This is a genomic window from Magnetospirillum sp. ME-1, from assembly GCF_002105535.1.
Taxonomy (GTDB): domain Bacteria; phylum Pseudomonadota; class Alphaproteobacteria; order Rhodospirillales; family Magnetospirillaceae; genus Phaeospirillum.
Map to the genome: position 1 here is coordinate 1154588 of NZ_CP015848.1, position 12767 is coordinate 1167354.

Annotated in this window: 16 protein-coding genes; all 16 read left to right on the top strand. The window is 67.3% G+C overall.

All coding sequences use genetic code 11. The annotated features are described in order from the left end of the window. Window positions 1–47 precede the first annotated feature (47 nt). The 16 genes from WV31_RS05330 (at window position 48) to tilS (ending at window position 12702) form a co-directional block, all read left to right on the top strand. Window positions 48–596, top strand: coding sequence for a 5-formyltetrahydrofolate cyclo-ligase (locus WV31_RS05330; protein ID WP_237051503.1), 549 nt, complete (start codon window positions 48–50; stop codon window positions 594–596). Beyond that, window positions 593–1411: a TIGR00282 family metallophosphoesterase gene (locus WV31_RS05335; protein ID WP_085372595.1), complete on the top strand. Its 819-nt coding sequence runs from the start codon at window positions 593–595 to the stop codon at window positions 1409–1411. The genes WV31_RS05330 and WV31_RS05335 overlap by 4 nt, the downstream gene beginning before the upstream one ends. 13 nt (window positions 1412–1424) lie before the next feature. Further along, complete coding sequence (locus WV31_RS05340) at window positions 1425–2033, top strand: MlaC/ttg2D family ABC transporter substrate-binding protein (RefSeq protein ID WP_168185855.1); 609 nt, start codon at window positions 1425–1427, stop codon at window positions 2031–2033. A gap of 79 nt (window positions 2034–2112) precedes the next feature. Continuing rightward, window positions 2113–2481, top strand: coding sequence for a thioredoxin family protein (locus tag WV31_RS05345; RefSeq protein ID WP_085372597.1), 369 nt, complete (start codon window positions 2113–2115; stop codon window positions 2479–2481). A gap of 123 nt (window positions 2482–2604) precedes the next feature. Continuing rightward, a complete protein-coding gene (locus tag WV31_RS05350) occupies window positions 2605–3354 on the top strand; it encodes a YebC/PmpR family DNA-binding transcriptional regulator (protein WP_085375478.1) in 750 nt (249 codons plus the stop codon). Next, window positions 3351–3851 (top strand): crossover junction endodeoxyribonuclease RuvC, encoded by a 501-nt coding sequence (gene ruvC / locus WV31_RS05355; protein WP_085372598.1) that lies wholly within the window; start codon window positions 3351–3353, stop codon window positions 3849–3851. The genes WV31_RS05350 and ruvC overlap by 4 nt, the downstream gene beginning before the upstream one ends. Beyond that, window positions 3848–4480 carry a Holliday junction branch migration protein RuvA gene (gene ruvA / locus WV31_RS05360; protein WP_085372599.1) on the top strand — a complete coding sequence of 211 codons (633 nt, stop codon included), beginning with the start codon at window positions 3848–3850 and terminating at the stop codon, window positions 4478–4480. Before ruvC ends, ruvA begins: the two co-directional genes overlap by 4 nt. Beyond that, window positions 4477–5520 carry a Holliday junction branch migration DNA helicase RuvB gene (ruvB, locus tag WV31_RS05365; protein WP_085372600.1) on the top strand — a complete coding sequence of 348 codons (1044 nt, stop codon included), beginning with the start codon at window positions 4477–4479 and terminating at the stop codon, window positions 5518–5520. Before ruvA ends, ruvB begins: the two co-directional genes overlap by 4 nt. Then, the gene (gene ybgC / locus WV31_RS05370) at window positions 5517–5942 is read left to right on the top strand and encodes a tol-pal system-associated acyl-CoA thioesterase (RefSeq protein WP_085372601.1); all 426 of its coding nucleotides are present in this window, start codon (window positions 5517–5519) and stop codon (window positions 5940–5942) included. Before ruvB ends, ybgC begins: the two co-directional genes overlap by 4 nt. A 5-nt stretch (window positions 5943–5947) precedes the next feature. Next, complete coding sequence (tolQ, locus tag WV31_RS05375; RefSeq protein ID WP_068436265.1) at window positions 5948–6673, top strand: protein TolQ; 726 nt, start codon at window positions 5948–5950, stop codon at window positions 6671–6673. Further along, window positions 6673–7137, top strand: coding sequence for a protein TolR (tolR, locus tag WV31_RS05380; RefSeq protein ID WP_085372602.1), 465 nt, complete (start codon window positions 6673–6675; stop codon window positions 7135–7137). The genes tolQ and tolR overlap by 1 nt, the downstream gene beginning before the upstream one ends. A 9-nt stretch (window positions 7138–7146) precedes the next feature. Further along, window positions 7147–8085: a cell envelope integrity protein TolA gene (locus tag WV31_RS05385; protein WP_085372603.1), complete on the top strand. Its 939-nt coding sequence runs from the start codon at window positions 7147–7149 to the stop codon at window positions 8083–8085. Next, window positions 8082–9413, top strand: coding sequence for a Tol-Pal system beta propeller repeat protein TolB (gene tolB, locus WV31_RS05390; RefSeq protein ID WP_085372604.1), 1332 nt, complete (start codon window positions 8082–8084; stop codon window positions 9411–9413). The genes WV31_RS05385 and tolB overlap by 4 nt, the downstream gene beginning before the upstream one ends. Window positions 9414–9581: 168 nt before the next feature. Continuing rightward, entirely contained in the window at window positions 9582–10067 is a 486-nt protein-coding gene (pal, locus tag WV31_RS05395; RefSeq protein WP_085372605.1) for a peptidoglycan-associated lipoprotein Pal, read from the top strand. A 165-nt stretch (window positions 10068–10232) separates the two neighbouring features. After that, on the top strand, window positions 10233–11228 hold the full coding sequence (gene ybgF / locus WV31_RS05400; protein WP_237051504.1) for a tol-pal system protein YbgF: 996 nt from the start codon (window positions 10233–10235) through the stop codon (window positions 11226–11228). A 142-nt stretch (window positions 11229–11370) separates the two neighbouring features. Then, window positions 11371–12702 (top strand): tRNA lysidine(34) synthetase TilS, encoded by a 1332-nt coding sequence (gene tilS, locus WV31_RS05405; protein WP_085372606.1) that lies wholly within the window; start codon window positions 11371–11373, stop codon window positions 12700–12702. The last annotated feature ends 65 nt before the right edge of the window (window positions 12703–12767 follow it).

Genomic DNA, 12767 nt, shown 5'->3' on the forward strand with positions numbered 1-12767 from the left:
CCATTGATGCCATGACCCAGCCCACCCCTTCTTCCGCGAAGACCCGGTTGCGACCCATCGCCCGCCAGAGACGGCGCGACGAAGCCGCCGCCAATGGTCCCGCCGCCGCCCTCGCCCTGGCCGGGCTGGCCGGGGCGCTGGGCCTGCCCGAGGCGAGCGTGGTGGCCGGCTACTGGCCGCTGGAAGGCGAGATCGACCCTGTGCCGCTGATGGAGGCCCTGGCTTCGCGGGGCCATGTCCTGGCCCTGCCGGCGGTGACCGAGACGGGCGGCATCCTGGAATTCCGCCGCTGGACGCCCGGCGAGACCCTGGAGGCCGGGCCGCACGGCACCCGCCACCCGCCCGCCGTGCCGCCCGTCATCCCCGGCGTCGTGCTGGCGCCGCTGCTGGCCTTCGACAGAAGGGGGTTCCGTCTGGGCTATGGCGGCGGATATTATGACAGGACCCTGGGTGAACTGCGCCGGAGCGGGGCGATCCTCGCCATCGGCCTGGCCTTCGCCGCCCAGGAGGTGGGCACCGTTCCAACCGATCCCTGGGACATTCCCCTGGATCTGATAGCCACGGAGCAGGGCGTGATCGTGACGGCGGGCAAATGAGACTTCTGTACATGGGTGACGTGGTCGGGCGATCGGGGCGCGACGTGATCGCCGGGCGCATGGCCGAGATCAAGAGCCGCCTGTCGCCGGATTTCATCGTGGCGAACGGCGAGAACGCCGCCCACGGCTTCGGCATCACGCCCAAGATCTGCGAGGATTTCTTCGCCATGGGCGTGGACGTGATCACGCTGGGCAACCACACCTGGGACCAGCGCGAGATCATCCCCTATCTGGACGGCGAGGCCCGGGTGCTGCGTCCGCTCAACTATCCCGCCGGCACGCCGGGGCGCGGCACCGGCATTTATGCGGGGCCGCGCGGGCGCAAGGTGATGGTGGTCCAGGTGATGGGCCGCCTGTTCATGGATGCCCTGGACGATCCCTTCGCCGCGCTGGAATCGGTGCTGGCCAAGGCCCGCATGGGGGCCGGCGGGGTGGATGCCATCATCGTCGACGTCCATGCCGAAGCCTCCAGCGAGAAGATGGCGATCGGCCATCTGTCGGACGGCCGCGCCAGCCTGGTGGTGGGCAGCCATTCCCACGTTCCCACCGCCGATTGTCAGGTTCTGGTCAAGGGAACCGCCTATCAAACCGACGCCGGCATGTGCGGCGATTATGATTCGGTGATCGGCATGAAGAAGGACGCCGCCATCTTCAAGTTCGTGCGCAAGATTCCCGGCGAGCGCCTGTCGCCCGCCGAAGGGCCGGGCACCCTGTGCGGCGTGATGGTCGAAACCGATGACCGCACGGGGCTGGCCTTGCGCGCCGCGCCGCTGCGCCTGGGCGGGCGGCTGGCCGAGTGCTGGCCCGATTGGTAGAGCGGAGAGAGGGATGATGAAGGCTGTTTTTTCGCTTGTTCTGGCGGTCGTGCTGCTGGCCGTCCAGCCGGCGCGGGCAGCCGGCGGCCCCGAGGCCGAGGCCCTTGTCCGCCAGGCCGTCGCCGACGCGGCGGCCACTTTCGCGGGCGGCCCCTACAGCCGCGAGGTCAGCCGCGACAAGGTCGCCGCCCTGGTGGGCAAATACGGCGACATCGCCTTTGAATCCGAACTGATCCTGGGGCGCTACTGGCGCAAGGCGACCGAGGCGCAGAAGGAGACGTTCTCCAATCTGCTGATCCCCTTCTTCGTCGCCACCTATGCCGAGCTGACCGATAATTCGTCGGGCTCGACCCAGGTGGAGGTGCTGGGCAGCGAGGAAAAGTCCGACGGCGTGCTGGTCAAGGCCCGCATGATCATGTCGCCCGAAGACAGCGTGGTCCTGTCCTTCGTCATCACCCGTAACCCGGCGGGCCGGCTGGTGATCACCGACGTCATCGCCGAAGGCGCCGGATTGCTCACCACCATCCGCTCCGACTTCACCTCGGTGGTGCGGGGCGCCGGCGGCAATCTCGAGGTGCTGTTCGACGCCATGAAGAAGAAGATCGACACTGCGGCGAAGTGAATAAAGTTTGCCGAGGGGCTAACTTTTTCGGGGCGCGGGGCGAATATCCGGGGTAGCCATCATTTTCGGAGGAAGCGTCATGCCCCGCCTGATCCTGCTGTTCGTCCTGATCCTGCTCTCCCCCGCGGCCCAGGCTGCCCAGATGTGGGACAAGACGGCGTTCGAGGCCGCCCAGGCGGCCGGCTCGCCCATCCTGGTCCACGTCACCGCGCCCTGGTGCCCCACCTGCAAGGCGCAGAAGCCCACGGTGGACAGGCTGGAATCCTCCAATCCGGCGCTCAAGGTGTTCGCGGTGGATTTCGACAGCCAGAAGGACGCCCTGGCCTATCTCGGGGTGAAAAGCCAGAGCACCCTGATTTCCTATCGCGGCAAGGTGGAGGTGGGGCGCTCTACCGCCGTCACCGATCCGGCGGCCATCACCGAGATGGTGGTGCGCGCCAGCCATTAGACCCACATTTCAAGCCATAGGGTGGGCATCACGCCATTCCGGCGGCGTGATGCCTGTTGCTTTGCCACAACATGTGGTATAGGCACCGGTCAATCTTCATTTCATCGGGATTTGGTGGCGGATATGGCCGGGCATTCACAGTTCAAGAACATCATGCACCGCAAGGGCGCGCAGGACGCCAAGCGGGCCAAGGTCTTCACCAAGCTGATCCGCGAACTGACCGTCTCGGCCAAAACCGGCCTGCCCGACCCGGCCATGAACCCGCGCCTGCGCGCCGCCATCATGGCGGCCCGCGCCGCCAACATGCCCAAGGACACCATGGAGCGCGCCATCAAGCGCGGCGCCGGCGGTGACGACGGCACCAATTACGAGGAAGTGCGCTACGAGGGCTATGGCCCCGGTTCGGTGGCCATCATCGTCGAGGGCCTGACCGACAACCGCAACCGTACCGCCACCGAGGTGCGCACCGCCTTCAACAAGAACGGTGGCGCCCTGGGTGAGACCAATTCGGTGTCGTTCATGTTCGACCGGGTGGGCGCCATCCGCTATCCCGCGTCCGCCGCCGGGCCCGAGGCCATGTTCGAAGGCGCCCTGGACGCCGGTGCCGACAACGTGGAATCCGACGAGGACGGCCACGAGATCACCTGCGCCCCCGACGATCTGGGCGCGGTGCGCGACGCGCTGGAGGCCAAGTTCGGCACGCCGGAATACGCCCGCCTGGACTGGAAGCCCCAGACCACCGTGCCGGTCGCCGACGAGGAAACCGCCCGCACCCTTTTGAAGCTGCTGGATATCCTGGAAGACAACGACGACGTCCAGCGCGTCCAGGCCAATTTCGAGATTCCCGACGAGATCATGGAAAAGCTGGGGTGAGAATTTTGGGGTTGGACCCGGGGTTGCGCAATACCGGCTGGGGCGTCATCGACGCCGTGGACAACCGGCTGCGCCATGTGGCGGACGGGGTGATCCGTCCCGATGCCTCCGCCGCCCTGGCCGAGCGCCTGGTCCAGCTCCATGACGGCATTCTGTCGGTGATCGCCGAATTCGGCCCCGACGAGGCGGCGGTGGAAGAGACCTTCGTCAACATGAACCCGGCCAGCACGCTGAAGCTGGGCCAGGCCCGGGGCGTGGTGCTGCTGGTGCCCGCCAAGGCCGGCTTGCCGGTGGGCGAATACGCCGCCACCCTGGTCAAGCAATCGGTGGTGGGAACGGGCCGCGCCGCCAAGGAGCAGGTGGGCATGATGGTCCGTACCCTGCTGCCCGGCTGCCTCGCCGCCACCCCCGATGCCGCCGACGCCTTGGCGGTGGCCATCTGCCACGCCCATCATCGCGGCACGCAGCAGAAACTGGCAAAGGCGGGCGCGCGATGATCGCCAAGCTGAAGGGCCTGATCGATTCGCTGGGCGACGACTGGGCGGTGGTCGACTGCAACGGCGTCGGCTATCTGGTGACCTGCTCGGCCAAGACCCTGGCGCGGCTGGAAGCCGGTACCGCTTGCGCCCTGTTCGTCGAGACCCAGGTGCGCGAAGACGCCATTTCACTGTTCGGCTTTCTCGAGACCGGCGAGCGCGACTGGTTCCGGCTGCTGACCACGGTGCAGGGCGTGGGCGCCAAGGTGGCGCTGGCCATCCTGTCGGTGGCTTCGCCCGAGCAATTGCTGCAGATCATCGCGGCGCAGGACAAGACCGGCCTGACCCGGGCCAACGGCGTGGGGCCGAAGCTGGCGGTGCGCATCCTCACCGAGCTGAAGGACAAGGCGGGCAAGATCGCGCTGGGCGGCTTCCACGCCGCCGCCGGCGCCGTGGCCTCGGCCGCGCCGCTGCCCGCCGCCTCGGGCCGCCTGGAGGACGCCGTCTCCGCCCTGGTCAATCTGGGCTACAAGCGCCTGGAGGCCTTCCAGGCGGTGGGCGAGGCCGCCCGCGAGCTGGGTGACGAGGCCGAGTCCTCCGCCCTGATCCGCGCCGCGCTGAAGCGGCTGGGCAAGGGGCTGCTGGCATGACGCCCCGCATGGTCTCGCCCGAGCAGAACGCCGCCGATGCCGAGACCTCGCTCCGGCCGCTGTCGCTGGACGATTTCGTCGGGCAGCGGCAGGTGTGCGAGAATTTGAAGGTCTTCATCAGTGCGGCCCGCGCCCGCGGCGACGCGCTGGACCATGTGCTGTTCCATGGCCCGCCCGGCCTGGGCAAGACCACGCTCGCCCAGATCGTCGCCCGCGAACTGGGGGTGGGTTTTCGCGCCACCTCGGGGCCGGTGATCCAGCGGGCCGGTGATCTGGCGGCGCTCTTGACCAATCTGGAGCCCAACGACGTCCTGTTCATCGACGAGATCCATCGCCTTAATCCTGCCATAGAGGAGGTTCTCTATCCTGCGATGGAGGACTTTCAGTTGGATCTGATCATCGGTGAAGGGCCGGCGGCCCGTTCCGTCCGTATCGATCTGCCCCGCTTCACCTTGGTGGGGGCCACCACGCGCTCAGGGCTTCTGACCACGCCCTTGCGCGAGCGGTTCGGCATTCCCTGCCGCATGAATTTCTACGAGCCGGCCGAGCTGGAAAGCATCGTGTCGCGCGGCGCCCGCGTGCTGGGCTTCGATCTCACCGCCGACGGCTCGGCCGAGGTGGCGCGCCGGTCGCGCGGCACGCCCCGCGTGGCGGGACGGCTGCTGCGCCGGGTGCGCGACTTCGCCGCCGTGGCGGGTAAGTCGCCGGTGGATGCGCTCGTCGCCGACGCGGCACTGAACCGTCTGGAGGTGGACCGCATCGGCCTGGATGCCATGGACCGCCGCTATCTTCGCTGCATCGCCGAGAATTACGGCGGCGGGCCGGTGGGCGTCGAAACCCTGGCCGCGGCGCTGTCGGAAAGCCGCGACACCCTGGAAGAGGTGGTCGAGCCCTATCTGCTGCAGCAGGGCATGATCCAGCGCACGCCCCGGGGGCGCATGCTGTCGGCCTCGGGCTTCAGGCATATCGGGATCAACCCGCCCAAGGACCTTTTGGTGCAGCTGGATCTCTTGACCCGCATGGACGAGGAGGGGGAATGAGCGCCATTCACACTTTCCCCATCCGCGTCTATTACGAGGACACCGATGCCGGCGGCATCGTCTACCACTCCAACTACCTGAATTTCGCCGAGCGGGCGCGCACCGAGCTGGTGCGCGAGCTGGGCGTCAGCCAGCGGGACATGCTGGAGGAGGGTGAGGGAACCGCCTTCGCGGTGCGCTCGGCCCACATCGACTTTCTGCGTCCGGCCAGGCTGGACGACCTGCTTTCGGTTCAAACCGAGGTGACTTCCATCGGCGGTGCCAGTATTGAACTGGACCAGCGGATCATCCGCGCCGACGACGGAACTGAATTGGTGCGCATCGGGGTGCGCCTGGGCTATATCACCCTGTCCGGCAAACCGGCCCGCATTCCGGCGCCGGTCAGGGAATTGTTCGCGAAGCGGATCAGCGAAAGGCGGTAGGTATCATGGATCCTTCTCAGGCAGTAGGGGCGGCCGGAGCGGCGGCGCAGATGGACTTGTCCATGTGGGCGCTGTTCATGCGCGCCGACATCATCGTCAAGTTCGTCATGATCGCCCTGCTTCTGGCCTCGTTCTGGTGCTGGGCCATCATCTTCGACAAGCTGATGAAGGTGCGCCAGCTGAGCACCCGGGCCGACCAGTTCGAGGAAGCCTTCTGGTCCGGCGGCTCGCTGGAGGAGCTCTACGACCGCATCGGCGCCCGGCCGCTGGACCCCATGTCGTCCATCTTCGTGGCCGCCATGCGCGAATGGCGGCGTTCGGCGGCCAAGGGTCTGGCCGACCGCGATTCCACGCGGGCCAGCCTGCCCCAGCGCATCGACCGGGTAATGAGCGTGACCTTGGGGCGCGAGATGGAGCTTCTGGAGCGCCGCCTGGGCTTTTTGGCCTCGGTGGGCTCGACGGCGCCGTTCATCGGCCTGTTCGGCACGGTGTGGGGCATCATGAACTCGTTCCAGTCCATCGCCGCGACCAAGAACACCTCGCTGGCCGTGGTGGCGCCCGGCATCGCCGAGGCGCTGTTCGCCACCGCTCTCGGCCTGGTGGCCGCCATTCCGGCGGTGATCGCCTACAACAAGATCTCCACCGATCTCGACCGCTATTCCAAGCGCCTGGAGAACTTCGCCGGTGAGTTCGGCGCCATCCTGTCGCGCCAGCTCGAGGAGAAGGCCTGATGGGCGCCTCGCTGGGAAGCCGCAAGGGGCACTCCCGCAAGTTCCGGCCGGTGGCCGAGATCAACGTCACCCCCATGGTCGACGTCATGCTGGTGCTGCTGGTGATCTTCATGGTCACCGCCCCCCTGCTCACCGCCGGCGTGCAGGTGGACCTGCCCAAGACCTCGGCCGCGCCCCTGAAGGGCGACGACCAGCCCCTGTCGGTGACCATCGACGCCCACGGCAAGATCTGGATTCAGGAAACCGAGGTGCAGATCGACGAACTGGCCCCCCGTCTCCAGGCCATCACCGCCCAGAAGCCCGAGACCCGCATCTTCGTGCGCGGCGACAAGGGCATCGATTACGGCCGGGTGATGGAGGTGATGGGGACATTGGGAGCCGCCGGCTTCGCCAAGGTCGCCCTGGTCACCGAGGTCAAGGGCTCAAGCGAACCGGCCAAGCCCGCCAAGAAGGGAGGTCGCTAGGCTTCCATCATGGAATTGCGGCGCGAAAGCTACGTCTTCTCCGGTCTTCTGCATCTGGCGCTGTTCCTGCTGGCGGTGTTCGGCCTGCCGCAGTTCTGGCGCGAGCTGCCCGTGGAGGAGGCGCCGCTGGTCGTCGACATCGTTCCCATCGGCGCCAAGACCAATCCGCCGCCGCTCCAGGACAACAAGCCGCAGCCCGAGCCGCAGAAGGCCGAGCCCGAGCCCCCCAAGCCGGAACCGCCGAAGCCGGAACCGCCCAAGCCCGAGCCGCCCAAGCCGCCGCCGCCGCCCACCCCGGCGCCGCCGCCGCCGCCGCCCACGCCAGCACCTCCGCCGCCCAAGCCTGAGCCGGCGCCCATGCCGAAGCCCGAGCCGAAGCCCGAGCCCAAGCCGGAGCCGCCGCCTCCCCCTAAGCCCGAGCCGCGACCCGAGCCGCCCAAGAAGACCAAGGACGTCAAGGACGAGCTGGATTCGCTTCTCAAGTCCGTGGACAAGAAGAAGCCGACGCCCGCCGACGAACTGGACAAGCTTCTGAAGTCCACCGAGAAGCTCAAGCCCTCGGTGCCGGAAAACAAGACCGCCACCCAGACCGCGCCGCAATCGGTCAGGGGCTCGGCGTCGCACAATCCCAACGAGCCGGTCTCCATGACCGAGCGCGACCGCATCCGCGCCCATATCGAGCGCTTCTGGAACGTGCCGGCCGGGGCCAAGGACGCCGACAAGCTGGTGGTGCAGATCAAGGTTTCGGTGCTGCCCGACGGTACGGTCACCTCGGCCGATGTGGTGGCCGACCCCATGATGATGCTGAACCCCTATTACCAGGCCGCCGCCGACAGCGCGCGCCGCGCCGTGCGCGCCGCCAGCCCGCTGCCCATTCCGGTGGACAAGTACGAGCAGTTCAAGGATTTCACGTTGGCCTTCAACCCCAAGTTCGCGGCAGGAAGATGATCCCCATGACTCGCATCCGCTCGCTCTTGGCGCTTTGCGCCTTCGTCATCCTCGGGGTTTCGGTGGCTCTGCCCGCCAACGCCGAGGTGCGCATCGACATCACCCGCGGCCAGATGAAGCCGCTGCCCATCGCCATTCCCGATTTCGCCGGCGATGCCCGCGTGGGCGCCGACATCGCCCGGGTGGTCTCGGCCGATCTCGAGCGGTCGGGCCTGTTCAAGCCCATCGACCCCAAGGCCTTCATCCAGACCGTGGCCAGCTTGCAGGCCGGTCCGCGCTTTCCCGACTGGAAGGCCATCAACGCCGAGGCCCTGGTCAGCGGCAAGGTGGAAAGCGGCCCCGACGGGCGCATCCGGGTGGAATTCCGCCTGTGGGACGTGTTCAACGAAGCCTATATGACCGGCTGGACGCTGTCGGCCTCGCCCCAGGACTGGCGGCGGCTGTCGCACAAGGTGGCCGACGCCATCTACAAGCGGGTGACCGGCGAGGACGGCTATTTCGACACCCAGATCGTCTATATCGCGGAATCCGGGCCTAAGAACGACCGCAAGAAGCGCCTGTCCATCATGGATCAGGACGGCGAGAACCACCGTTTCCTCACCGACGGGTCGGAACTGGTGCTGACGCCCCGCTTCTCGCCCAGCGCCCGCGAGATCACTTACCTCTCGTATTTCAAGGGCGTGCCCCGGGTCTACATCTTCAACCTGGATACCGGGCGCCGTGAATCGCTGGGCAATTTTCCGGGCATGACCTTCGCGCCGCGCTTCTCGCCCGACGGCAACAAGGTCATCTTCAGCATGGCCGAAAGCGGCAATACCGAAATCTACGAGATGAACCTGCTGACCCGGCAGAAGCGTCAGCTGACCTTCAGCCCGGCCATCGAAACCGCGCCCAGCTATTCCCCTGACGGCCAGCAGATCGTCTTCGAATCCGACCGTGGCGGCGGGCAGCAGATCTACATCATGGGTGCCGACGGCTCCAACCCGCAGCGCATCAGCTTCGGCGACGGCCGCTACGCCACGCCGGTGTGGAGCCCGCGCGGCGACCTCATCGCCTTCACCAAGCAGAAGGGTGGGCAATTCTTCATAGGTGTCATGCGTACGGACGGTTCGGGCGAGCGCCTGCTGGCCGAAGGCTTCCTGGTTGAAGGTCCCACCTGGGCGCCCAACGGCCGGGTTCTGTCCTTTTTCCGCGAATCTCCTTCGGATGAGCGTGGACGGGGCCAGGTGGTGCGGCTGTACACCATCGATCTGACCGGCGTTAATGAAAGAGTGCTCTTAACTCCGGTTGATGGGTCGGATCCTGCGTGGTCCCCCTTGATTCCCTAGAATTATGTTTGTATAGTCCGCGCCGATTAGGATTTAATCCGGTGACATCGGGTCCCATCGCTAACGGTGTCATTGGTGGGGCGTGTCGTCCTTGATTGGACGGCGCGGAGTCTCTAAGGTCCGATCTTATTTCCATTCCCGCGTCGCATTGAGGGGGAGTCCTCAAATATGAAACTGCGTTTCCTGACCATCGTTGCCGCCGCCGCTCTGCTGGCCGCTTGCGAATCCGCTCCTTCCGACACCGGCGCCAAGGGCGGCGCTGGCCAGACCTCGCCGGCTGCCGGCTCGGGCATCGTGAAGGGCTCGAAGGAAGACTTCGTCGCCAATGTCGGCGATCGCGTCTTCTTCGACTTCGACAAGTCCAGCCTGCGCGCTGACGCCAAGGCCACCCTGGACAAGCAGGCTGCCTGGCTGAAGGCCTATCCGAACTACTCTCTGACCATCGAAGGTCATGCCGACGAGCGCGGCACCCGCGAGTACAACCTGGCTCTGGGTGAGAAGCGTGCCAACTCGGTCGCCGAGTACCTGAAGGCTGCCGGCGTTGCCGCCGCTCGCGTCAAGACCGTCTCCTACGGCAAGGAGCGCCCCGTCGCTCTGGGCTCGAACGAGGCCGCCTGGTCGCAGAACCGTCGTGGCGTGACCGTCCTGAACTAATCAGGCCGTTTACGGACGAAAATGGGGCGCCTGCCCCCGCGTGATGCGGGGCAGGCGTCTTATTTTATTTTTGGGCCGATATGGCCTGCCATTCCGTGCCTTGCTCTTGCCTTGATCGCGTTCAATAGTCATTCTTCGGCATCCGTTTCGAAGATGAGGTAGGCCGTGCGTCGTCTGGTTCTTGCCACCGCCTTTTGCGCGCTGATGCTCGGCGCTGCCCCCAACCCCGCGTTTGCCCAGGCCGACACCAGGGCGCTTTATGACCGCATCGAGCGGCTGGAGCGCGATCTGATGACCATGCAGCAGCAGGCGGCGCGCGGCGGCACCACGGTGGTGCGCTCCAATGACGGCAGCGTCGCCGGTTCCACGGCTTCGCGCCTGGAGGACCGCATCAACGAGTTGGAGGATGCCAACCGCTTCCTTACCGGCAAGATCGAGGAAGCCAATTTCAAGGCGGCTCAGCTCAACAAGCAGCTGGAGCGCATGCAGGCCGACCTGGATCTGCGCTTCAAGGATCTGGAAGCGGGGAAGGGGGGCTCATCCTCGTCCGCCGCCCAGCCGCAATCCATGTCCATGCCGGCGGTGTCGGCTCCGGCCACCACGCCCAGCGGCGCGCCCGTGCTGATTCCGCCCAAGGGCGTCAAGCCCGGGGCCAATTCCGCCGACAATGACGGCCCGGCCCCGGGGCCCCAGCCTCTGGGCTCCATGCCCGCCGGCGCCATGAAGAAGGGCGAGGCGGAGTCGCAGGTGCAGGCCGCCAAGGCCGCCCCCAAGGACGCCCAGTCCGCCTATGAAGAGGCGTACGGCCTGTTGCAGAAGGGCGACTACGACGGGGCCGAGCGCGGGCTGCAGGCCTTCCTCAAGGCCTATCCCAACCACCAGCTGGCCGGAAACGCCCAGTTCTGGGTGGCCGACATCGCCTTTTCCCAGAAGAAGGACTTCGCCGCCTCGGCCAAGCTGTTCGGCGAGGCCTACAAGAAGTACCCCAAGCATACCAAGGCCCCCGACATGCTCTACAAGCTGGGCGCTTCCTTCGGCCACCTGAACATGAAGGATCAGGCCTGCCGTACCTACGCCCTGCTGTTCGCCGAGCATCCCGACATGGCCGACCGCATCAAGCGGGCCGTCCAGGGCGACAAGCAGCGTCTGGGGTGTAAGTAGGAGAGCAGCGGGCTGCCGCCCGGACCCGCCTGGAGGCGATGCCTCCAGACCTTCCTTTTTTCGATAAGAATAAATGGGGCCCGGGGCTTTGCCCCGGATGGGCTTGGGCGATAGCCCAATATGCCGAGGACGCCGAAAGACCATGTCCGTCCTGCCGCTGACCTCCGACGACTTCTCCCGCCTGATGGCGCCGCTGGGGCCGTTCGAATCCCAGCCGCGCTTGGGCGTCGCGGTGTCGGGCGGCGCCGATTCCCTGGCCCTGGCCCTGCTGGCCGACCGGTGGGCGAAGGAGCGGGGAGGCGATGTGCTGGCGCTGACCGTCGATCACGGCCTGCGTCCCGAGTCCGCCGCCGAGGCCGAGTGGGTGGGGGGCTGGCTGGCCGCCCAGGGCATCGCCCAGCGTATCCTCACCTGGACGGGGGAAAAGCCCCGCTCCGACCTCCAGGCGGCGGCGCGGGCCGCCCGCTACCGCCTGCTGGGCGAGGCCTGTGCCGAAGAGGGCATCCTGCATCTGCTGCTGGCCCATCACCGGGACGATCAGGCCGAGACGCTGCTGCTGCGCCTGGGGCGTGGTTCGGGGCTGGACGGGCTGTCGGCCATGGCGCCCGAGCGCCCCACCGCCTGGGGCCGGCTGCTGCGGCCGCTGCTGGGCACGCCCCGCGCCCGGCTGGAGGCCACCTTGCGGGAACAGGGACAGGACTGGATCAGCGATCCCTCCAACGCCAACCCGGCCTTCGCCCGGGTGCGGCTGCGGCGGCTGGCCCCCGTCCTGGCCGCCGAGGGGCTGAGCGCCGAACGTCTGGCCGCCACCGCCCGCTCCCTGGCCCGCGCCCAGGACGCCATCGATGCCATGGTGGCGCAAGCGGCGGCCCGCCATGTGGTCCTTGATCCGGCCGGCTATGCCCGCCTGAATGCCGCCGCCCTGTCGGAATTGCCCGACGAGGTGGGCCTGCGCCTGCTGTCCCGGCTGCTGCTCTGCGTGGGCGGCGAGGCGCATACGCCCCGGCTGGAGCGGCTGGAGCGGCTGTACGACGCCGTGCGCTCGGGGCTGGAGACGGCCAGAACCCTGGCCGGCTGCCGCATCGTGCCGCAACGTGGGGGCGTGGTGATCTGCCGCGAGCCGGAGCGGGTCGAGGGCCTGCTGCCCCTGGTTGCGGGGGCTCTGATCCGTTGGGACGGGCGGTTCGAGGCGGTGGTGGCCGCCGATGCTCCGCCGGGGCTTCGCCTCGGCGCCCTGGGGCTCCAGGGGCGGCGCAAGGTCCGGGAATTGCTGGGCCGGACGCGGCCCGAACCGGTGCCCGCCTGTGCGTGTCCCACTTTACCTGCGCTTTACCACGAGCTGGGTATTCTCGCCGTGCCGCACCTCGGCTATAACCGGGAGGAGGCGGCGCGTCTGCTGATCGGCTTGCGCGCCTCGCCCCTCCACGTTCTCACCGTTTCCGCTTGTGCCGGCGGGATTCGGCACTATGTGTAGACGACTTGGTCCGGTACAGAACTTGACGGGAAGGACGCTACCTTGAATTTCAGCAAGAACCTGGC

Bases quoted from the DNA above. Each gene is read 5' to 3' on its own strand.
- WV31_RS05335 (WP_085372595.1), top strand. From the start codon at position 593: ATGAGACTTCTGTACATGGGTGACGTGGTCGGGCGATCGGGGCGCGAC.
- WV31_RS05340 (WP_168185855.1), top strand. From the start codon at position 1,425: ATGATGAAGGCTGTTTTTTCGCTTGTTCTGGCGGTCGTGCTGCTGGCC.
- WV31_RS05345 (WP_085372597.1), top strand. From the start codon at position 2,113: ATGCCCCGCCTGATCCTGCTGTTCGTCCTGATCCTGCTCTCCCCCGCG.
- WV31_RS05350 (WP_085375478.1), top strand. From the start codon at position 2,605: ATGGCCGGGCATTCACAGTTCAAGAACATCATGCACCGCAAGGGCGCG.
- ruvA (WP_085372599.1), top strand. From the start codon at position 3,848: ATGATCGCCAAGCTGAAGGGCCTGATCGATTCGCTGGGCGACGACTGG.
- ruvB (WP_085372600.1), top strand. From the start codon at position 4,477: ATGACGCCCCGCATGGTCTCGCCCGAGCAGAACGCCGCCGATGCCGAG.
- ybgC (WP_085372601.1), top strand. From the start codon at position 5,517: ATGAGCGCCATTCACACTTTCCCCATCCGCGTCTATTACGAGGACACC.
- tolQ (WP_068436265.1), top strand. From the start codon at position 5,948: ATGGATCCTTCTCAGGCAGTAGGGGCGGCCGGAGCGGCGGCGCAGATG.
- tolR (WP_085372602.1), top strand. From the start codon at position 6,673: ATGGGCGCCTCGCTGGGAAGCCGCAAGGGGCACTCCCGCAAGTTCCGG.
- WV31_RS05385 (WP_085372603.1), top strand. From the start codon at position 7,147: ATGGAATTGCGGCGCGAAAGCTACGTCTTCTCCGGTCTTCTGCATCTG.
- tolB (WP_085372604.1), top strand. From the start codon at position 8,082: ATGATCCCCATGACTCGCATCCGCTCGCTCTTGGCGCTTTGCGCCTTC.
- pal (WP_085372605.1), top strand. From the start codon at position 9,582: ATGAAACTGCGTTTCCTGACCATCGTTGCCGCCGCCGCTCTGCTGGCC.
- tilS (WP_085372606.1), top strand. From the start codon at position 11,371: ATGTCCGTCCTGCCGCTGACCTCCGACGACTTCTCCCGCCTGATGGCG.